We start from the raw sequence: 20,776 nt of genomic DNA on the forward strand, positions 1-20,776 counted from the left end.
CCAGGAGTTTCCAATGGCGAAGAAACCCAAGGCTGCCACCTTTATCAAAGACCCGCTCTGGTACAAGGATGCGGTGATTTATCAGGTTCACGTCAAATCCTATTTCGACTCCAATAACGATGGTATAGGCGATTTTCCAGGGCTGATCGCCAAACTCGACTACATCGCCGAGCTGGGTGTGAACACCATCTGGGTGCTGCCGTTCTACCCCTCGCCACGCCGTGACGACGGCTACGACATCGCCGAATACCGTGGTGTGCACAGCGACTACGGGACCATGGCCGACGCCAAGCGTTTTATCGCCGAAGCCCATAAACGCGGCTTGCGGGTCATCACCGAACTGGTGATCAACCACACCTCCGACCAGCACCCGTGGTTCCAGCGCGCCCGCAAGGCCAAGCCAGGTTCCAAGGCCCGGGATTTCTACGTCTGGTCCGATGACGATCAGAAATACGACGGCACCCGCATCATCTTTCTCGACACCGAGAAATCCAACTGGACCTGGGACCCAGTGGCCGGCCAATACTTCTGGCACCGTTTCTACTCCCACCAGCCGGACCTTAACTTCGACAACCCGCAAGTCATGAAAGCGGTGCTCTCGGTGATGCGCTACTGGCTGGACATGGGCATCGACGGCCTGCGCCTGGATGCCATCCCGTACCTGATCGAGCGCGACGGCACCAACAACGAAAACCTGCCGGAGACCCACGACGTCCTCAAGCAGATCCGCGCCGAAATCGACGCCAACTACCCGGACCGCATGCTGCTGGCCGAGGCCAACCAATGGCCGGAAGATACTCAACTGTACTTCGGGGACAAAAAAGGCGATGACGGCGACGAGTGCCATATGGCCTTTCACTTCCCGCTGATGCCGCGCATGTACATGGCGCTGGCCCAGGAAGACCGCTTCCCGATCACCGATATCCTGCGCCAGACCCCGGAGATTCCAGCCAATTGCCAGTGGGCGATTTTCCTGCGTAACCACGATGAACTGACCCTGGAAATGGTCACCGACAAAGAGCGCGACTACCTCTGGAACTACTACGCCGCTGACCGCCGTGCGCGCATCAACCTCGGTATTCGCCGGCGCCTGGCGCCGCTGATGGAGCGCGACCGTCGCCGCATCGAGCTGCTCAACAGCCTGCTGCTGTCGATGCCCGGCACGCCGACCCTGTATTACGGCGATGAAATCGGCATGGGCGACAACATCTACCTGGGCGACCGTGACGGCGTACGCACACCCATGCAGTGGTCCATCGACCGCAACGGCGGCTTCTCCCGCGCCGACCCGGCCAGCCTGGTGCTGCCGCCGATCATGGACGCGCTCTACGGCTACCAGTCAGTCAACGTCGAAACCCAGGCCCAAGACCCACACTCGTTGCTGAACTGGACCCGGCGGATGCTGGCGATTCGTAAACAGTCCAAGGCCTTCGGTCGCGGCAGCTTGAAAATGCTCTCACCCACCAACCGCCGCATCTTGGCCTACACCCGCGAATACACGGGCGACGACGGCAAGCACGAAATCATCCTCTGCGTGGCCAACGTTTCGCGCAGCGCCCAGGCGGCGGAGCTGGACTTGTCCGCATTCGCCGGCATGGTCCCGGTGGAGATGCTCGGTGGTAATGCGTTCCCGCCCATTGGCCAGCTGAACTTCCTGCTGACCCTGGCGCCTTACGGCTTTTACTGGTTCGTGCTGGCGGCGGAAAACCAGATGCCGAGTTGGCACGTGGAACCTACGCAAAGCATCCCGGACTTCACCACTCTGGTACTGAAAAAACGCCTCGAAGAATTGCTCGAAGTGCCATGCCGCACCACCTTGGAACAAAACTCGTTGCCAGCCTGGTTGCCCAAGCGTCGCTGGTTTGCCAGCAAGGATTCGCTCATCGACAGCGTGCACATCGCCTACGGCGTGCGCTTTGGCGACCCGCAGCATCCGGTGCTGCTCAGCGAGATTGAAGTCACCACAGCTGGGCAGGTCAGTCGCTATCAACTGCCCTTGGGCTTTTTGGCCGAAGACCAGTTCACCAGCGCCTTGCCGCAACAGCTCGCGTTGGCCCGTGTACGGCGAGTGCGCCAGGTTGGCCTGGTCACGGACGCCTTCAGCCTCGACACCTATATCCGCGCGGTGATTGAAGGCCTGCAAGCCAACACCGTGCTCACCTCAACTGACGGCGACATTCGTTTCGAACCGACGGAGCAGTTGGCCAAGCTGGAACTCAACGACGACTCAGAGGTGCGCTACCTCGCCACCGAACAGTCCAACAGTTCAGTGGTGGTGGGCGCCAGCCTGGTACTCAAGCTGATCCGTAAAGTCAGCGCCGGGGTACACCCGGAACTGGAGATGGGCGCTTACCTGACAGCCGCCGGCTACGAACATATCTCGCCGCTGCTGGGCTCGGTGATCCGCCGCGATGCCGAAGGCCAGGACAACTTGCTGATGATTGCCCAGGGTTACCTGAGTAACCAGGGCGATGCCTGGGGCTGGACCCAGAACAACCTGGAACGGGCGATTCGCGACGAATTGGCCCAGGCCATCTCCGAGCAGGAACAGCACTACAACGCCTTGGGTGAGTTGGCCGACTTCGCAGGCCTACTCGGCCAGCGCCTGGGTGAAATGCACCTGGTATTGGCCGCGCCTACTGCCAACAAGGACTTCAAGCCCGAGGTCACTTCCGTCAAAGACAGCCAGGGTTGGGCCAAGCAGGTGGGGGCGCAAGTCGACCGCGCCTTGCACTTGCTCAAACAGCATCAAAGCAAACTGGCCACCGCTGACCAGGCGCTGGTCAGTGCAATGCTGGTGCAGAAAAAAGCCATCGCCACCCACGTGCAGGATCTGGCCAAGGCCACGGTGGGCGGCTTGCGCATTCGCGTCCACGGTGACTTGCACCTGGGCCAGGTGCTGGTGGTCAAGGGCGATGCCTACCTGATCGACTTTGAAGGGGAACCGGCGCGACCGCTCCATGAGCGTCGCGGCAAGCACAGCCCGTACAAGGATGTCAGTGGCGTGCTACGGTCGTTCGACTATGCCGCCGCCATGGCCCTGAATGTGCAAGGGGTAGATCACTCGACCGAGGCCAACGCCGCACGGCAACGGGTGGCCGATCGTTACTTGAATGAAGCGCGGCTGGCATTTATCCAGGCCTATCATGAGGCTACGACTACACTGGCCCATGACTGGCAGGACGCCAAGGGCCAGGAGGCAGCGCTGGCATTGTTCAGCCTGGAGAAGGCCGCGTACGAAGTGGCCTATGAAGCGGAAAATCGCCCGACCTGGCTGCCGGTACCGTTGCAAGGTTTGCACGGACTGCTCAGCGGACTGAAGCCATTATCCAAAACTGCACGCGCAGGGGAGACGTCATGAGTTTTACAGACAAGGAAGCGCTGCAACCCAAGCTTGCGGTAATGCCGGCAACCCAGGATATCGAAGCCTTGGTGCGGGCCGAACATCACGATACATTCTCGATCCTTGGCCCCCACGATGATGAAGAGGGCGGCCAGTTTATCCGCGCATTTCTGCCAGAGGCCTTGAGTGTTCAGGTGCTGGCCCGCGACAGCGGTGAGCACGTCGGCGATCTGGATGCGACTCCGGTGCCTGGCTTGTTTGTCGGGCATTTCTCGCCCCGCCAGGGCTATTTGCTGAAAATCCAGTGGGCGGGTGGCGAGCAGATCACCGAAGACCCTTACAGCTTCGGCCAGTTGCTGGGCGAGATGGACCTTTACCTGTTTGCCGAGGGCAATCACCGCGACCTGAGCAGTTGCCTCGGCGCCCAGGTGATGAGCATCGACGGCATCCAGGGCGTGCGTTTCGCGGTGTGGGCGCCCAATGCCAAGCGTGTTTCCGTAGTTGGCGACTTCAATATTTGGGACGGTCGCCGCCACCCGATGCGCCTGCGCCATCCAGCCGGCGTGTGGGAGATATTCATCCCGCGCCTGCAACCCGGTGCTGCCTACAAATACGAAATCCTGGGCACCAGCGGGATTCTTCCGCTCAAGGCCGACCCCATGGCGCTGGCCACGCAATTGCCGCCGGACACCGCTTCCAAGGTCGCTTCGCCGTTACAGATTGACTGGCAGGACCACGCCTGGATGCAGGCCCGTGGCGAACAGCAATTACCGAGTGCACCGCTGTCGATCTATGAGTTGCACGTCGGCTCCTGGCAATGTGAACTCGACGAGTTGGGCGAAGTGTCCCGCCAGTACGGCTGGCGCGAGTTGGGTGAACGACTGATTCCCTATGTGCAGCAGCTGGGTTTCACCCATGTCGAGCTGATGCCGATCATGGAACACCCGTTTGGTGGCTCCTGGGGTTATCAGCCGCTGTCGCAATTTGCCCCCAGTGCCCGCTTTGGCTCGCCGGACGATTTTGCCGCCTTCGTCAACGCCTGCCATCAGGCCGATATCGGCATCATCCTTGACTGGGTTCCGGCGCATTTCCCCACCGACACCCACGGCCTGGCGCAATTTGACGGCACGGCGCTGTACGAATACGGCAACCCACAGGAAGGCTTTCACCAGGACTGGGACACGCTGATCTACAACCTGGGCCGCACCGAGGTTCATGGTTTTATGCTGGCTTCTGCGCTGCACTGGCTCAAGCATTTCCATATCGACGGCCTGCGGGTGGATGCAGTGGCGTCGATGCTCTACCGCGATTACTCGCGCAAGGCCGGCGAGTGGGTGCCTAACCGTCATGGCGGTCGGGAAAACCTCGAAGCCATCGACTTCCTGCGTCACTTGAACGACGTGGTAGCCCTTGAAGCCCCCGGTGCCTTGGTGATCGCCGAGGAATCCACTGCCTGGCCAGGCGTCAGCCAACCGACCCAACAGGGCGGCCTGGGCTTCAACTACAAGTGGAACATGGGCTGGATGCACGATTCGCTGCACTACATCCAGCAGGACCCGCTATACCGCGCCCACCATCACAACGAACTGAGTTTCGGCCTGATGTATGCCTGGTCCGAGCGGTTCATCCTGCCGATTTCCCACGATGAAGTGGTTCACGGCAAACACTCGCTGATCGACAAGATGCCTGGCGACCGCTGGCAGAAATTCGCCAACCTGCGGGCTTACCTGTGTTTTATGTGGGCGCATCCGGGCAAGAAGCTGCTGTTTATGGGCTGTGAATTCGGCCAGTGGCGCGAGTGGAACCACGATCAGCAGCTTGATTGGTATTTGCTGCAATACCCGGAACACCGCGGCGTGCAAAAACTGGTGGGCGACCTCAATCGCCTGTATCGCGAAGAACCGGCGTTGCACGACCAGGACGACGCGCCCCAGGGCTTTCAGTGGCTGATTGGCGATGATGCGATCAACAGCGTCTACGCCTGGCTGCGCTGGAGCAAGGATGGCCGGCCGGTGTTGGTGGTGGCCAACTTCACCCCGGTGCCCCGTGAGGCGTACAAGGTCGGCGTGCCGTTTGCCGGGCGCTGGGGCGAAGTGATCAACAGTGATGCCGACACCTATGCCGGTTCCAACTATGGCAATGGTGGCGGGGCGTTTACCGAAGAGGAACCGCGCCATGGCCAGCCGCTATCACTGTCGTTGAATCTGCCACCCTTGGGTGTGCTGATTCTGCGGCCGGAGGGCTGATTTTCAGACCAGACTCAACAGTGGACTGGCTACACAAACACAATCTCATACGGCTCGCGCATTCGCTCCAGCAACACCTGCGCGAGCATCGGCGCCAGTCCGATCTCAGGATCACCCACCAACTGACTCTCATAGGCGTGGGCCGCGTGAAGCTTGCGGGCCACGCTCCAGGTGCTAAGGCGAACCTTGCGGGCTCGCTGCCAGGGAATGACCGCAGCTTCACGGGCAGGCCAATGCCAGGCCCAGATCGGCAGTTCCAAAAGACGCGCGCCCATCAGGGCGCAGGCTTTGGCGGTGGCACGGCCGACCGCGTCGTGGTCGTCGTTGCCATCGGTGCGCCAAGTGGTAAACACCACATCGCCGGGTTGCAGGTAACGGGCAATAAACTGGCTCAACTGTTGCTCTCGGGCCGCCAGGGCATTGTCGGTAAAACCACCGCGAATCCATTTCAGGCTGTGCAACGGCACACCCAGGCGGCGTAAAGCCTCGACACTTTCCTGCGGGCGAAACACGCTCAGGCGCTGCGCCGGCCACAGGCTGGAGCCCGGATGGCTGGCACTGCCGTCGGTGACGGAAATCAGCTTCAGGGAATAGTCGAGTGTGCTCAGCAGTTGCAGCAGGCCACCGCAGGCCAGCACTTCATCGCCGGGGTGCGGGGCGATTACAACGACGCGTGCGCCAAAGGGCACGAGCGTGACCGGGTTGATGACGGGGATTTGCGCCAGCTGTGGGGCGCTGTTCCAGATTTGCGCGGGACCACGGCGGCCTTCTCTCAGAGGTACAGGCTTCATGAGTGTCACGTCCTTGTCCTGGCCGTACCCCGTTGACGGGACGACTCTTCTTTGGTCCCGCGAGAATCAATGTTCTCGCGGTGTGCAGGCGTTCCAACCCTGGATTGCCGTGGCAAGAGTATTGATCATAGTCGGTGAAAAAATCCAGGCAGGTCTATTTCACACCTCGTCCTCATGTTGCAGTTCGAACAACAGCAGCGATCTTCCCGTCACAGCATATTCATGGTCGAAATCAAACCTCTCCTGGCCGCGCACGGCCGGTTGGTTGGTGTCGATCATGCAGGTCCAGAAGCCGCCATCGGGTACCGGCGGCAGGCGGAAATTGACCATGTCGTGGTGGGCGTTGACCACCAGCAGCAAGGTCGCATCGGCACCAGCACGGCGTATTCCGGTTTCCTGGGCGCGGCCATCCATCAACATGCCGAGGCAGCGACCCTGGCTGTCTTGCCACTGTTCGGTGCTCATCTCATTGCCGTCCGGGGCGAGCCAGGTCACGTCCTTGACGCCGATGTCTTCGTTGTAATCGCCCACCAGGAAGCGCCCCCGACGCAGGATCGGATAAGTCAGGCGCAGCTTGATCAGGCGTTTGACGAACTTGAGCAAAGCCTTGCCATCGTCATCCAACTCCCAGTTGACCCAGCCGATTTCACTGTCCTGGCAGTAAGCGTTGTTGTTGCCGTGTTGGGTGCGGGCGAACTCATCACCGGCCACCAACATTGGCGTGCCCTGGGCCAGGAGCAGGGTGGCGAAAAAATTGCGCATCTGGCGCAGGCGTAGGGCATTGATTTCAGGATCGTCGGTAGGGCCTTCAACACCGTGGTTCCACGACAGGTTGTTGTTGCTGCCATCCTGGTTGTCCTCGTCGTTGTCCTCGTTGTGTTTGTCGTTGTAGGACACCAGATCGTGCAGGGTGAAACCGTCGTGGGCGGTAATGAAGTTCATCGAGCTGTAGGGCCGGCGACCGCGCTGGTTGAACATTTCACCGGAGGCGGTCATGCGCCCGGCAAAATCGGCCAGTTGGCCGTCGTCGCCTTTCCAGAAGGCACGCACGGTGTCGCGGAAGCGGTCGTTCCATTCCACCCAGCCTGGTGGAAAGTTACCGACCTGATAGCCGCCAGGGCCAATGTCCCAGGGTTCGGCGATCATCTTCACCTGGCGCAGCACCGGGTCCTGGCGGCAAGCAACAAGGAAGCTGTGGCGCTCTTCGAAACCGTCGTGGTAACGCCCCAGAATGGTCGCCAGGTCGAAGCGGAAGCCATCGACGTGCATTTCGGTGGCCCAGTAGCGCAGGGAGTCAGTGACCATTTGCAGCACGCACGGGTGACTCAGGTCCAGGGTGTTGCCGGTGCCGGAGTCGTTGATGTAGAAGCGCTTGTCGTCGGGCATCAACCGGTAGTACGAGGCGTTGTCGATGCCGCGCATCGACAGGGTCGGGCCTTGCTCGTTGCCTTCGGCGGTGTGGTTGTAGACCACATCAAGAATCACTTCCAGACTGGCTTCGTGCAGATGGGCGACCATCTCCTTGAACTCGGCGATCTTGCCGCTGGCCAGGTAGCGCGGGTCGGGGGCAAAGAAGGCGATGCTGTTGTAACCCCAATAATTGGTCATGCCTTTTTGCAGCAGGTGCTGATCGTTGACGAAGGCATGGATGGGCAGCAACTCCACCGACGACACCCCCAACTGACGGATGTGCTTGAGCACATCATCGACCATCAGCCCGGCGCAGGTACCCCGCACGGCTTCTGGTACCGAGGGGTGACGCATGCTGATGCCGCGCAGGTGAGTCTCGTAAATGATGGTGCGATCCCAGGGTGTGCGCACGGGTTGGTCATTGCCCCAGGTGTGGGCCGGGTCGATGACTTTGCACTTGGGCACGAAGGGCGCGCTGTCGCGTTCGTCGAAGCTGAGGTCGGCGTCGGGGTGGCCAATGGTGTAGCCGAACAGGGCTTCGGACCATTTAAGCTCGCCCACCAGTTGTTTGGCGTAGGGGTCGATCAGCAATTTGTTGTGGTTGAAGCGGTGGCCGTTGGCCGGGTCATAAGCACCATACACGCGATAGCCGTAGATCAGCCCCGGATGGGCGTCGGGCAGATAGCCGTGGAAGGTCTCGTCGGTGTATTCGGGCAGCTCGATGCGTTCCAGCTCAATTTCGCCGGTGTCGTCGAACAGGCACAGCTCGACCTTGGTGGCGTTGGCGGAGAACAGAGCGAAGTTGACCCCCAGGCCGTCCCAGGTAGCGCCGAGGGGGAAGGGCAAACCTTCACGAATCCGCGACGGCTCGGTATCAGGCGTCGATTGGGTTTTGTCGGGTTTGCTCATTGATATGCTCCTGCAAATGGGTTCTTCAGGCGAACAGGGCCGTTCGTGGCAATCGGGCTTCTTGTGGCGAGCGGGCTTGCCCGCTCGCCACAAGAAGCCCGATTGCTACAAAGAGCACATCAGCCATGGGCTGTGATCAGCTCGCCGGTTTGCGCGGCGCTTTCGGCTTGGACTTGACGGCCGGTTTCTCCACCGCGCTCGCCGCTTTGGCAGGTGCCGCCGGCTTAGTTTTCGGCTTGGCCTTGGCCTTGGGCGCCTTGCTTGGCGTCAGCGCTTCAGCTTCAGCCAGTTTGCGCGCCATCTCCCAATGACGCGCCTCCTGGCCTTGGGGTTTGCCTTCGGACTCCCAGATCTGATACGCGAATTCGCGAACGCGTTTGTCTTCGGTACTCATCGCAATGCTCCTCACAGAAAAGTTCAGCTTTCTTGACCATTAGGATTGATAAAGATATTCACCGGAAAATCCCCCAGGGCTGCGCGGATACTCAACTCCTTGTTGGGTGTGACTGCGCCTGTTCGAAAAAGTCCCTTCCAATTTTTGGTTGTTACGGTGAACGGTAATTTGACCCGGGTATCGCCCCAAACTTGCGCGCCAACGTGGGGGTTGGCGCTGTTTTCAAGCAGGCTGTGGGTCCAGCGCGGCACCACCACCAACAGCCGTTTTCCTTGATGTTCACGGCAGAACGCTATGACTCGATCTGCATGCTCACCTACCACCTCCAACGGTTCGTAGCTGCCCTTGGCAAACAGCGCCGGGTGGGCCTTGCGCAAGGTCAACACCTGGGCAATCAGCGCCTGTTTGATACGCCCGTCACGCCAATGCTGAAGCAGTTGCCTCACTTCGACGGGCGATTGCAGCGCCTGTTGCCGGGCATTGAAATCCACCGGTCGACGGTTGTCCGGATCTACCAGGCTGAAGTCCCAGAACTCATCGCCCTGGTACAGGTCCGGCATGCCCGGCACGGTGAGGTGCAGCAAGGATTGCGCCAGTCCATTGAGGGCCCCGGCCGGCGCGATGGCCTGGGCGGCGACACCAATGGCTGTGCGCAGCGCTAACCCCGAATCGTCCAGCAACAAACGGCGCAGGAAAGCTTCGACACCTTGCTCGTAAAGCTCGTTGGGCGCGCTCCAGCTGCTGTGCAGTTTGGCTTCGCGCAAAGCCTTCTGTTGCCACTGCCAGAGCCTCTGATGATAGTCGCCAAGGCCCGAGGCATTGTCGCTATCGAGGTCCAGGGGCCAACTGCCCAGCAGCACTTGGTAGAGGATCAACTCGTCACCCGCCGAGGGCGTGGCTTGATCGCTGCGCAACGGCGCGGCAAGCGCGCGCCAATGCTGCACCTGCTCGGTGTACCAAACGGCACACTCGCTGAGCACTGCCAGGCGGGCGCGGCTGTCTTCGCCGCGCTTGTGGTCATGGGTGGCGGTGGCCAGCAGGTTGTCGGGGAAGGTCTGCAAGCGTTGTTGATTGGCCGCGTGGAAGTGCGCCAGGGGCGCGCTGAACTGCTCGGTGCTGAAGCCTACGTCATTGCGCGACAGCAGCACCGCCGAACGATAGAACGCGGTGTCTTCCACGGCCTTGGCCGCCGCCGGGGAAGTCAGTTGCTGGAAGCGCACACAGGCGTGCTTGAGGATCTTGCGTTCGCGACCCAGAGGACGGTCACGCCAGGGCTGGCCGCCCAGCCATTTTTCCAGGCAGTCGAGGACCGGCCAGTCGCCTTCGCTCAAGGTGCTGCGGGCACCGCTCAAGGCTCGCATAAAGAACACGTCGTCGCGCTCACTGCGGCCACGGGCGCTGATGTAGGTGCGATAGACCGGGAAGTGCACGATCAGCTCCTGCAAGGCGCGGCGAATAGCGCCCAGGGTCAGATCGCGGCTCATCACGTCGTCACGGGCCACCTGTAGCAGGGCCTGGGCGACGCTTTCAAAATCCCCGGCCAGGGAACCGTTGAGGATCTGCTGGCGGGCCAGCCAGGCTTCCTCGATAAACGCTGATGGACGTTCGGTGTTGCCGGTCCATAGCTCGGCCAAGGGTTCAAAGCCTGCGGGGTCATGTTGCAGCAGTGACAGTTGGTTCATGAACTCATAGCCGGTAGTGCCGTCGACCCGCCAGTCCTCATGCAGGGTTTCCCCTTCGCCGAGGATTTTTTCGACGTAGATCGGCAAGTGCTGGTCCGGCGATAGCGCATCCACCCGGCGTCGCAGCTTGCGGCAGTAACCGCGTGGGTCGGCCAGGCCGTCGATATGGTCGATGCGCAGGCCATCCACCAGGCCTTCGCTGATCAGGTGGAAGATCTTGCTGTGGGTGGCCTCGAACACGGCGCTGCGCTCCACCCGCAAGCCGCCCAGTTCGTTGACGTCGAAGAAGCGCCGCCAGTTGATGTCGTCTGCCGCCGTGCGCCAGTTGGCCAGGCGATAGCTCTGTTGTTCCAGCAGATGATGCAGGCGGGTAAAGCCTTGCGGCTCTCGCGAGTCGAAGAGGCTCAGGCTGTGCTCGATGGCGTCCAGGATCGTTGGGGCGCCAGCCAGGTCGACCAATTCCTGTTTCAGGATCGCGGCCTGGGGGTAGGCATCGGGCTGGTAGGCGAGGGTGCTGAAGCGGTCGGCCAAGGCCTTGAGCGGCTCATAAGCACGCAGTATGTCGCCGTAATCGCTGGGGCAGATCGGGAAGCGGTGTTCGTAGTGTTCGACGAAGAAGCTGCCGTGCTGTGGATCGAAGCGCAGTGGGATAGTGCCGGTTTGCAGCGCCTCCCCGTAGTCGCTGCCCAAAAACGGCATCAGCAACTGGCCCTTGAGCAGCGGGTCAGGCGAATGCCACTGGATGTCGAAAAATTCGCTGTAGGGGCTCAAACGGCCCCATTCCAGCAGGTCCAGCCACCAGGCGTTGTCGCTACCACCGACGGCCATGTGGTTGGAGACGATATCGAGGATCAGGCCCATCTGGTGTGCACGCAGGGCCGCCACCAACCGGCGCAGTGCCGGTTCGCCGCCCAGCTCGGGGTTGACGGTGGTGGGGTCGACTACATCGTAGCCGTGCATGGAACCGGCGCGGGCACTGAGCAACGGCGAAGCATAGAGATGGCTGATACCCAGGCGGGCGAAGTAAGGCACCAACGGCACTGCGTCATCAAGGGTAAAGCCTTTATGAAATTGCAGGCGCTGAGTAGCCCGAAGGGTCAATGGCTTCACCGGTCACGCTCGTGGGCTTGATTGCGCGCGACTGCCAGCAGTTCAAGGCGGCGCGCGGCGTTTTCGTTGTCGAGCAGGGTGGCAGCTGCTCCCGGCAGGCGACGACGCCAATTGGGATGGGTGTCGGTGGTGCCGGGCAGGTTGGCTTGTTCTTCAATGCCCAGGGCATCTTCCAGGGGCAGCAAAACCAGAGGGGCGCGGGTGTGGCCCAGGTAACGCACGCTGGCGTCGATCATGTGGTCGGTTTCGTTGCGCACTTCATCGCGAAAATTCTGCGGGTCCTGGCTCAAGGCCTGGCGCAGTGACTGGCGTTCCCGCAGGCGGTGTTCGCTCCACTGCTCGACGGTGGGCGTATCAATGAGCTCCAGTTGCACATTCCAGTCGATATCACGGCTGTGCCACCAACCATTGAGAGTGGGCAGGTCATGGGTGCTGGTGGTCGCCAGGGCATTGTCCGGCCAATCGAGGATAGGTTTGAATTGGCCGCCATGGTCTTGTTCGAACAGCAGCACGCGCATGCCGAGGATCGAGCGGGCGATCAGTTTTTCCCGCAGGCCGTCAGGCACAGTGCCGAGGTCCTCGCCGAGGACGATGGCCTGGTGCCGACTCGATTCCAGGGCCAACAGTCGCAGCAGGTCATCCACCGGGTAATGCAGGTAGGCGCCTTCTTGGGGCGAGGCGTCCATGGGGATCACCCACAGCCGTTGCAGGCCCATCACATGGTCGATGCGCAAACCTCCGGCATGGGCAAAGTTGGCCTGCAGCATTTCGATAAAGGCGCGAAAGCCGTTGCGCTTGAGGCCTTCGGGGGAAAAAGCGGAAATGCCCCAGCCCTGACCGGCGCGGTTGAGGATGTCCGGCGGCGCGCCCACAGTCAGTTCGGCGAGCAGTTCGTCCTGGCGACTCCAGGCCTGGCTACCCGCGCCATCGGCACCTACGGCCAGGTCTGCGATCAGGCCGATGCCCATGCCGCTGCCCCTGGCGGTTTGTTGCGCCCGCGCAAGGCCGCGAGCGATCAGCCATTGGCTGAAGGCAAAGAAGCCGATTTCTTCGCCATTGTCTTGCGCAAACTGCACCAGTGCCGGGCTGTGGGGGTCGCGCCAGTCATGCGGCCAATGGCGCCAGTCGAGGCTTTCACCGTTGGCGGCGCGCTCGGCCTGTACCGCCTCGAAGCGGCAGTGGTTTTCCAGGGCCTCGCCACCGGCCTGGCGAAAACTCAGGAAGTCGGCGTGTTGCGGGTGGTTGCCTTGGCGAAAATCCTGGTACAGCGTGCGCAATAGCTGTTGTTTGGCCTTGGCCGCAGCGGGCCAGTCGATCAGGCTCTGTTGTTCAAGCGCCTGCAGTTCATCGGCCAGGCCGCTGGTCTCGATGGCGCTGCGCAGCGCCCGTTCGCCGAGGATGCAACCCGGCGAAGCATAAAGGCTGTTAAGGAACAGGCGGCTGGAGGGGGAATAGGGGCTGTAGCGCTCAGTGTCGGCGCTGAACATGGCGTGCATCGGGCTGATCGCCAGGGCATCGGCGCCTCTTTCGGCGGCGGCGCGGGCCAGGTGCTCCAATGCCTGCGTGTCGCCAAACCCACCGTCACCGCTGCGGCGCAGGGCGTACAGTTGGGCGCTGAGGCCCCAGGCGCGGGCGGTTTGGCTGTCTACGGCTTCGGCGACGCTGTAGCAATGAGTCGGCGCCACTGCCAGGGTGAAGTGTTGCTCGGCAATGTGCGCCTGGTGGTAACCCACCGGCATCGAACCGACGAGAGTCGCGTCGGCGTCCAGCTCAAGGTCCAGGACGCTGCCGTCTTCCAGGTGGAGCTGGCAGGGCGTGCCTGGCGCAAAGTAGCGCGCCAGGTCCAGGCCTGCGCCAACATCCACGGTCAGCAGCGGTGGCAGGTGTTTGTCTTGTTGCACCCGCGCCAGGTCTTGCAGGCTGGCCGCAATGGCTTTGTCGCTGTCGGCGGGGTGGCCCAGGCCTTTGAGCACGGCGCGCAAGGCGTCGGGGCTGACACGTTGCGGGCGGCCGTTTGCGTCGATCCAGTCGACGGCCAGGCCCGCTCGGCTGGCGAGTATTTCCAATTGCGCTTCGCTCAAGGGTGCTCTCCAGTAAGGGTTGAGGATTCGCCCGGGGTCAGGCTGACACGGGCGCTAAAGGGCGCGAGCAACGTGTCATTGACGGTTGAAACCGGGGTCACAAACAGGCTGTGGACACCTGTTGGGTGCTTGAAGGTGGCAGGACTCAGATTGAGGTCGATCTGCAGCACGCTGCCATCGCCAAGGCGCCAGCGGGCAGAGATCGCGCCTTGCCCCAGCACGTGTGCACCCAGCGCCACGCTGCCCGGAAGATGCGGCACGATGTGTCGGTGGCGCAGGCTCAGCAACTGGCGGTACAGCTGGGAAGTGCTGCAATCGGCAAGGGCCGGGGCAGAACGGCGGAAGGTTTGCAGGGCGTTGGGATCGGGAATACGTTCGCGCCGCTCGGGGTCGGTGAAGGCGGCAAATTCGGCAAATTCGTTACGCCGACCTTCGCGCACCGCTTCAGCCAGCTCGCCGTGGTGGTCGGTAAAAAACAGGAACGGCTCTTCAGCGTTGACTTCATCGCCCATGAACATCAGCGGGATCATCGGTGACATCAGCAGCAATGTCGTAGCGGCCTTCAATGCTTGGGGGGAACAGAGTTGATGCAGGCGTTCGCCCAGGGCACGGTTACCGATCTGGTCATGGTTTTGTAGAAACAGCACAAATGCGCTGGGCGGCAAGTGCCTGCTTGGCTCACCGCGTTCACTGCCGTGACGGGTAGCGTGGCCCTGGTAGATAAAGCCTTCGCTCAGGCAGCGCGCCAGTTTGGCGGTGGGGTCGTCGGCAAAGTCGGCGTAGTAGGCATCGGTTTCGCCGGTCAGCAGCACGTGCAGGGCGTTGTGCCCGTCATCGTTCCACTGGGCATCGAAACCTTGCTCCAGCAGACTTGCCTGGTTGAATTCATTTTCCAGCACCAGCCACACGTAACGCCCCGAGTCCACTTGCTGACGGACCCGCTGGGCCAGTTCCTGGAGGAACTCGGGATCGTTGATGGCGTGCACCGCATCCAGGCGCAGGCCGTCGAAGCGGTACTCCAGCAACCACATCAGGGCGTTGTCGATAAAGAACTCGCGCACTTCACGGCGGCGAAAGTCGATGCCGGCGCCCCAGGGCGTGTGAGTGTCTTCGCGAAAAAAACCCTTGGCGTACTGCCCCAGGTAATTACCGTCGGGGCCGAAGTGGTTGTAGACCACGTCGAGGATCACCGCCAACCCATGTTGGTGGGCGCTGTCGATCAGCTGTTTCAACTGGTCGGGGGAGCCGTAGGAGGATTGCGGGGCGTAGGGCAAGACCCCGTCGTAGCCCCAATTACGCTCGCCGGGGAACTGCGCCAGGGGCATCAGTTCAATGGCCGTGACACCCAACTCGGCCAGGCGCGGCAGTTGTTTCTCAACCTCGGCGTAGCCCCCCAGCACGCCCACGTGCAGCTCGTAGATAACCGCCTCATGCCAGGGCCGGCCCTGCCAGGCGCTGTGGCGCCAGCGGTAGGCCAGCGGATCGACCACGACACTGTGGCCATGCACGTCCGAGTGCTGAAGTCGCGAAGCCGGGTCAGGGACCTCCCGCTCACCGTCGATGTTGTAGCGGTAGCGAGTTCCCGCCGGACATTGCACTTGCACTACAAACCAGCCATCTGCCAGGGGCAGCATGGGAACAGATGTGCCTTCTTCCAACTCAACGCTGACATAAAACGCATCAGGCGCCCACAAAGCGAAACGGGTGTGTTGCGCGTCGAGCATGATTGCGCCGTGGGGCCATGTTTCCAGAGTCCGTAACGGCATCTATAAAGACCTCTTTACTGTTTCCCCGATATTCCCAGGGTTTTCGCCACCAGTTGTTCGTAAAGTTCGGCGTAGGGCTCCACTGACTGGCACCAGTTGAACGGCGCGGCCATGGCCCGGCAACGCATGGCGTTGAGCAGGCCGGGGTAGGCAAAGACCTTGAACGCACGGCTCAAGGCAGCTTCGTAGCTTGGCACAGTGGATTCGTTGAACAGGAAACCAGTGACGCCATCCTCGATGGTGTCCGCCAGGCCGCCGGTGTTGCGAGCCACGGGCAACGAGCCGAAACGCTGGGCGTACATCTGGCTCAGGCCGCAGGGTTCATAGCGCGAGGGCATCAGCAGAAAGTCGCTGCCGGCAAACATGCGTCGCGCGTCGGTTTCGTTGAAGCCGATACGTACGCCGATCTGACCGGGAAAGCGCAGGGCGAGGGCACGCATGGCCTGTTCTTCCTCGGGTTCGCCGCGACCGATGATTGCAATCTGTCCACCGGATTCGACGATAAAACTGGCCACTGCTTCGGTCAGGTCCAGGCCTTTCTGGTAGACCAACCGAGAAACTACGGCAAACAGCGGGCCGGTGGAGTCGTGCAAGCCGAACAGGTTACGTACATGGGCCGCGTTTACGGCCTTGCCTTCCCAATCACCGATATTGAACGGGTGGGTCAGGTGCGGGTCGGTGGACGATTCCCAGCTTTCATCGATGCCATTGGGAATGCCGCTGAGCAGGCCTTGCTGGGTCTTGCTTGCAAGGAAGCCATCTAGACCGCAGCCGAACTCCGGGGTGGTGATTTCCTGGGCGTACGTGGCGCTGACCGTGGTGATGTGGCTGGAATAGGCCATGCCAGCTTTTAAAAACGACAGTTTGCCGTAGAACTCCATCCCCTCCTGTTGCAAGGCATGCTCGGGAATCCCCAGCTCCGGGCACGAGGCCAGGCTGACCACCCCCTGGTAGGCGAGGTTATGGATGGTGAACAGCGTGGGTGTGCGTGAACCACGCCAGTGCATATAAGCCGGAGCCAGGCCTGCTGGCCAGTCATGGGCGTGCACCAGGTCAGGGCACCAGTGGATTTGCGCCAGGTTGGCGGCAATATCGGCGGCGGCCAGGCCCAGGCGGGCGAAGCGGATATGGTTGTCTGGCCAGTCGCGACCATTGTTGGCGCCGTAGGGCGTGCCTTCACGCTCATAGAGTTCGGGGCAGATCAGCACATAGATGACCAGGCCGTCCTTGAGGTCCATGCGCCCGATCTTGCAAGGCGGTAGCGCAGCATGGCCGCCCAGCTCGCCGATGATATGAATGGGGTTGTCGCTCTCCAGCACCTGCGGGTAGCCGGGAATCAACACGCGTACATCGTGCAGGTGGGCCATGGCCCTGGGCAGGGCGGCGGAGACGTCGCCCAGGCCACCGGTTTTCACCAGATCGGCGAGCTCCGAGGTGACAAACAGCACTTTCTTGCGATTGGGGTTTTGAGACGAGACCGGCCGTACCGTGTTGGGAAGGTCCACCAATGAGGTAGGCCCGCCAATTGGCTGACTAAAACGCTCTCCCTGAGTATCTAAATCGGCACTGATCATAGTTCTCTCCCATGGTTGGTCGGCTGATAGCTTTGAGCCATCGGCGATGATTGACCGCATCCTGCGGCCAGGCGCACAAGCGCTACACAGACTGGCAAGCCTTATGCCAGTTGCGCTGGAGTCGTAAATAGAGTGGATGGACGGGCGTTCGGCGTGAACCTTCAGCGCTCGCCTTACCTTAAACCTGACCTACGGCAGAGTTAGAAAGTTTCGATTTTTTGCGGGGGCTTTTCTTTTGGTTGCGACCCATCGGTCATGAGTCTAGGCCAGATCCCAGAGCCTGTGGGCTGTGTGGGTATTTTTGTAGGACAAAATTTTTAATAGGTATCTACACATTTCTTGAGGTTGCTGATGGCTGGGTTCTAGGGGGGCTATTGAGTACATATCCGTTGTTGCGGTAACGGCTGCTGGTGGTTTCGCTCTTACAGCGACTCACTTTCGAAAAGCCGGAATGCCGGCCCAGACGAAAGTAAGCAAAGCGCTCCTGCCCTACCTATTGGCACCTCGCTGTGGCTCGGCGTGCCTTCACTCCGGCATTGCTCCGTGGGTCGCCGCGCTGGGCCATCCCTGGCCCAGCGCGGCTAAACCGGCATCCTTGCCGGTTTACCCACTGCGCAATATCTGCGTTCGGCCTCTGGTTTTATGGGCAGGCAGATCAAGAGCCAGATCAAGAGCAGAGCAAAAACCAGTCCGCTTTTCTGTAGGAGCGAGCTTGCTCGCGAAGAACCTGAGGGCACCGCGGTGATTCAGGATGCCAGCGTCATCGTTAACGACCATCGCGAGCAAGCTCGCTCCTACATTTTCACCACTCAGGTCGGCTACCAGGCCGCCGTGCTTTTGATCTTGATCTAAGGCGCCCTGTTAAACCACGATGGCTGAACGCAGGTATTGATCCGTGGGTAAACCGGCAGGACGCCGGTTTAGCCGTGTTGGGCCAAGGATGGCCCATCGCGGCGGCCCACGGAGCAATGCCGGAGTGAAGGCATGCCGAGCCACAGCGAGGCACCAAGTGGTGGGGCAAGAGCGCTTTGGTTACTTTCGTCTGGGCCGGCATTCCGGCTTTTCGAAAGTGACACGCCGTAAGGGCGTAACCCTAAGCCGCCCTGACTAAAATAACGGATATGTACCCAAGCCCAGTCCAGCCTGAAAACCCTGCCGGCAAAGATGCATAGATACCCATGGCAGGCATACCACCACAACCCGCGTGCCACATTCAGGCGCCAGCGGATTCGGTTCATGTGCCGTTATTGGTCGCGGCTGGCGCGCCGAATGTCAAAACGCTCGATAATGGTGCGCTGATGCTCCGGCGCCAGGAACATCCTCTTGGGCCTAACTTTCGGGGCAGCCTGAACCTGTCGGCTACCCACTCAATGCCCAGACCGGGCAGCACGCTATCGCTGGCCAGCGCGTAACCGGGATAACGAAGGAGGCAGAGCTGCTAGGGTATAGTTCAACTTGACGCCGCCCAAAGGAAGATCAGCCTGGGCCCAGAAAAACCCCATAACAGTTGGGAAACTCATGCTGACTGCTTTTTTGCAGTATCCCGTTTCATTTGGCGACCCAGCAGCAAATTTCAAGCAGATTCGCGACAGTGTAGACGCGGCACAATTTGATCTCCTGGTCATGCCCGAGCTTTGCACCATCGGTTATTTTCACAGCTCGCGTGAGGCATTGTTTCTTCATGCTGAATCAGCGTTCGATGGGCCAACCGCGCAGTTCTTACTGCAACTATCGGCAGACAAGAATGCAACGCTAATTGCTGGCATCGCTGAGCGTGACGGCGATCACATCTACAACACGGCGATTGTCGTATCGCGCGGGCGCTGGCTGGGGAAACAACGCAAGTGCCACCTGTCACGCATAGAAAAGCCCCTTTTTACCCCAGGCGATGCATTAGCGTGCTTCGATGACGGAATCTGCCGTTTTGGCGTTCTTACTTGTTTTGACCTCTGGATGCCAGAAGCCGCTCGCCTGCTGGTGCGCCAAGGTGCGCAGTTATTGTGTTGCCCAGCCAACTATGGTGGACCCTGGACAACCCAGCTTGCGCGCATTCGGGCAATGGAAAACGCCACTCCGCTAATCTGTGCCAATCGTACCGGTGTGGAAATGTATGCAGGCGAAGAGGCGACATTCAGAGGTGAAAGCCAAATTGTCGGGCCTATGGGAGAAGTTTGGGCATCCGCCACAGAAAAGACGTCGCTTGGCTTGTCGACAATCGACCCAGCTGCGCATGTTCTCAAGGCGAATCCTATGTGTGATGACTTGATGGAAGAGGCAAGTCGCTATGCTTTATCTTTCGCCCCCAGCCGGAACCTCCCCTAAATGCCGCAAATCGCAGCTTCGCTCTCACTGAGCCTATCTGCAGTTACAGCCCAGTGACATGCTCCTCACGGCCCTGATGCCATTCACCAGAACCTCAAAAGGTTGGATTTAAAGGGAGTTGAGCCCTTGCAGCAGCGCCTTGTGGAACTGCGCTGGCTCTTCCATCTGCGGTGCATGGCCCAGGCCCGGGAACTCCACCAGGGTGGCGTGGGGAATCAGCTTGGCCACTTGTTTGCCCAACACTTCGTAGTGGCCGATCTTCGCCTTGACCGCTGGCGGCGCAATATCGCTGCCAATGGCCGTGGTGTCGGACGTGCCGATCAGCAACAGGGTAGGCATCTGCAAGTCCTTGAACTCGTAGTACACGGGCTGGGTGAAGATCATGTCGTAAATCAGCGCCGAGTTCCACGCCACCTGGGTATGGCCGGGGCCTTTGTTCAGGCCGGCAAGCATCTCGACCCAGCGGTCGAACTCCGGCTTCCAGCGCCCGCCGTAGTAGGTGGTGCGCTCATAGTTGCGGATGCCTTCGGCACTCAGCTTCAGCTCGCGCTCGTACCATTGGTCGACGCTGCGATAGGGCACGCCGAGGGCTTTCCAGTCTTCCAGGCCAATGGGGTTGACCAGCGCCAGTTGCTCGGTTTGCTGCGGATAAAGCAGGGCGTAGCGTGTGGCGAGCATGCCACCGGTGGAGTGGCCCAGCAAAGTGGCTTTCTGGATGCCAAGCTTTTCCAGCAGTTGGTGAGTGTTGATTGCCAGTTGCTGGAAGCTGTATTGGTAATGATCCGGTTTGCTGGAGGTGCAAAAGCCGATTTGATCGGGAGCGATTACCCGGTAACCAGCGTCGCTCAGGGCCTTGATCGAGTCGTCCCAGGTGGCGCCGCAGAAGTTCTTACCATGCATCAGTACGATGCTGCGACCGTTGCCCTTGCCCTTGGCGGGTACGTCCATGTAGCCCATTTGCAGGGCCTTGCCCTGGGACTGGAAGCTGAAGTGTTCGATTGGGTAAGGGTATTCAAAACCTTGCAGCTCAGGCCCGTAAGCTGGGCCTTCGCTCGCGGCGAAAGCGGGAAGGGTGCTGCCGAGCAGCAGGCCGGCAAGGCAAAACGAGCGAGATATAGACATGGGCGGGCTCCAAAGACGATGCCCGG

11 protein-coding genes and 1 pseudogene are annotated in these 20,776 nt (G+C 60.8%); 3 read left to right on the forward strand and 9 right to left on the reverse strand.

Features of this window, described 5'->3' with window-relative positions; all coding sequences use genetic code 11:
- Positions 1-13 precede the first annotated feature (13 nt).
- Positions 14-3,361, forward strand: a complete 3,348-nt coding sequence (gene treS, locus FQ182_RS15345) for a maltose alpha-D-glucosyltransferase (RefSeq protein ID WP_149413323.1) — start codon at positions 14-16, stop codon at positions 3,359-3,361.
- Positions 3,358-5,589 (forward strand): 1,4-alpha-glucan branching protein GlgB, encoded by a 2,232-nt coding sequence (gene glgB / locus FQ182_RS15350; RefSeq protein WP_149413322.1) that lies wholly within the window; start codon positions 3,358-3,360, stop codon positions 5,587-5,589. The genes treS and glgB overlap by 4 nt, the downstream gene beginning before the upstream one ends.
- Before the next feature lie 29 nt (positions 5,590-5,618).
- On the opposite strand, the gene FQ182_RS15355 is transcribed toward glgB, so the two are convergent.
- The 8 genes and pseudogenes from FQ182_RS15355 to FQ182_RS30700 all read right to left on the reverse strand — a co-directional run.
- Positions 5,619-6,380, reverse strand: coding sequence for a PIG-L deacetylase family protein (locus tag FQ182_RS15355; protein ID WP_149413321.1), 762 nt, complete (start codon positions 6,378-6,380; stop codon positions 5,619-5,621).
- 159 nt (positions 6,381-6,539) lie between these two features.
- Entirely contained in the window at positions 6,540-8,699 is a 2,160-nt protein-coding gene (gene glgX / locus FQ182_RS15360) for a glycogen debranching protein GlgX (protein WP_149413320.1), read from the reverse strand.
- 136 nt (positions 8,700-8,835) lie between these two features.
- On the reverse strand, positions 8,836-9,093 hold the full coding sequence (locus FQ182_RS15365) for a DUF2934 domain-containing protein (protein ID WP_149413319.1): 258 nt from the start codon (positions 9,091-9,093) through the stop codon (positions 8,836-8,838).
- A 23-nt stretch (positions 9,094-9,116) separates the two neighbouring features.
- Positions 9,117-11,885: a malto-oligosyltrehalose synthase gene (locus FQ182_RS15370; protein WP_149413318.1), complete on the reverse strand. Its 2,769-nt coding sequence runs from the start codon at positions 11,883-11,885 to the stop codon at positions 9,117-9,119.
- Positions 11,882-13,966, reverse strand: a complete 2,085-nt coding sequence (malQ, locus tag FQ182_RS15375) for a 4-alpha-glucanotransferase (protein WP_149413317.1) — start codon at positions 13,964-13,966, stop codon at positions 11,882-11,884. The genes FQ182_RS15370 and malQ overlap by 4 nt, the downstream gene beginning before the upstream one ends.
- A complete protein-coding gene (treZ, locus tag FQ182_RS15380; protein WP_149413316.1) occupies positions 13,963-15,732 on the reverse strand; it encodes a malto-oligosyltrehalose trehalohydrolase in 1,770 nt (589 codons plus the stop codon). The genes malQ and treZ overlap by 4 nt, the downstream gene beginning before the upstream one ends.
- Before the next feature lie 14 nt (positions 15,733-15,746).
- Positions 15,747-17,306, reverse strand: coding sequence for a glycogen synthase GlgA (glgA, locus tag FQ182_RS15385; RefSeq protein ID WP_149413315.1), 1,560 nt, complete (start codon positions 17,304-17,306; stop codon positions 15,747-15,749).
- Between the two features lie 699 nt (positions 17,307-18,005).
- A pseudogene (locus FQ182_RS30700) lies at positions 18,006-18,083 on the reverse strand (outer membrane lipoprotein carrier protein LolA); the annotation flags it as partial.
- A 741-nt stretch (positions 18,084-18,824) separates the two neighbouring features.
- Here FQ182_RS30700 and FQ182_RS15405 point away from each other — a divergent pair.
- Positions 18,825-19,628 (forward strand): nitrilase-related carbon-nitrogen hydrolase, encoded by an 804-nt coding sequence (locus FQ182_RS15405; RefSeq protein WP_149414928.1) that lies wholly within the window; start codon positions 18,825-18,827, stop codon positions 19,626-19,628.
- 108 nt (positions 19,629-19,736) lie between these two features.
- Here the strand turns inward: FQ182_RS15405 and FQ182_RS15410 are convergent, their stop codons facing one another.
- Positions 19,737-20,750 carry an alpha/beta fold hydrolase gene (locus FQ182_RS15410; RefSeq protein ID WP_149414929.1) on the reverse strand — a complete coding sequence of 338 codons (1,014 nt, stop codon included), beginning with the start codon at positions 20,748-20,750 and terminating at the stop codon, positions 19,737-19,739.
- Between the last annotated feature and the right edge of the window lie 26 nt (positions 20,751-20,776).

The sequence above is a fragment of the Pseudomonas sp. ANT_H4 genome, assembly GCF_008369295.1.
GTDB lineage: Bacteria > Pseudomonadota > Gammaproteobacteria > Pseudomonadales > Pseudomonadaceae > Aquipseudomonas.

Bases quoted from the DNA above. Each gene is read 5' to 3' on its own strand.
- glgB (WP_149413322.1), top strand. From the start codon at position 3,358: ATGAGTTTTACAGACAAGGAAGCGCTGCAACCCAAGCTTGCGGTAATG.
- treS (WP_149413323.1), top strand. From the start codon at position 14: ATGGCGAAGAAACCCAAGGCTGCCACCTTTATCAAAGACCCGCTCTGG.
- FQ182_RS15365 (WP_149413319.1), bottom strand. From the start codon at position 9,093: ATGAGTACCGAAGACAAACGCGTTCGCGAATTCGCGTATCAGATCTGG.
- glgA (WP_149413315.1), bottom strand. From the start codon at position 17,306: ATGATCAGTGCCGATTTAGATACTCAGGGAGAGCGTTTTAGTCAGCCA.
- FQ182_RS15355 (WP_149413321.1), bottom strand. From the start codon at position 6,380: ATGAAGCCTGTACCTCTGAGAGAAGGCCGCCGTGGTCCCGCGCAAATC.
- FQ182_RS15410 (WP_149414929.1), bottom strand. From the start codon at position 20,750: ATGTCTATATCTCGCTCGTTTTGCCTTGCCGGCCTGCTGCTCGGCAGC.
- glgX (WP_149413320.1), bottom strand. From the start codon at position 8,699: ATGAGCAAACCCGACAAAACCCAATCGACGCCTGATACCGAGCCGTCG.
- FQ182_RS15405 (WP_149414928.1), top strand. From the start codon at position 18,825: ATGCTGACTGCTTTTTTGCAGTATCCCGTTTCATTTGGCGACCCAGCA.
- treZ (WP_149413316.1), bottom strand. From the start codon at position 15,732: ATGCCGTTACGGACTCTGGAAACATGGCCCCACGGCGCAATCATGCTC.